Here is a 315-nt window from a genome sequence, read left to right as displayed (position 1 = left end):
TATTCCCACGCCTTTTTTCTGCTAGCCATTGTTTCGTCTGTCCTAGTTGTAGCTAGCTTAGTTCTCTTCTACGTTGTAGTTGCTGCCGGTGTTTGCTATCCCCATGTTCCCGTTGCCGAAATTGCCGAAACCGACGTTAGCGCTGTTGAGGTTTCCGCTGCCCAGGTTGAGATCTCCGAAGTTGCCGATGCCGAAGTTCCAATAGCCCAGGTTCCCGAAACCCATGTTGAAGAAGCCGCTGATTCCGCTGCCCAGGTAGAAGTTGCCGAAGTATGCGCTACCGAACTTGCACTCGCACGTATTCACACTGCCGAA

1 protein-coding gene is annotated in these 315 nt (G+C 52.1%); it reads right to left on the bottom strand.

Annotated elements, in window-relative coordinates; genetic code table 11:
- Nucleotides 1-57: 57 nt before the first annotated feature.
- The coding region (locus tag BST40_RS33520) for a pentapeptide repeat-containing protein (RefSeq protein WP_158084059.1) at nt 58-315 on the bottom strand (258 nt) is incomplete at its 5' end.

The sequence above is a fragment of the Mycobacterium persicum genome, assembly GCF_002086675.1.
GTDB lineage: Bacteria > Actinomycetota > Actinomycetes > Mycobacteriales > Mycobacteriaceae > Mycobacterium > Mycobacterium persicum.
Note: the sequence above shows the minus strand (reverse complement) of the source record. Positions and strands in the feature narration are given on the sequence as shown.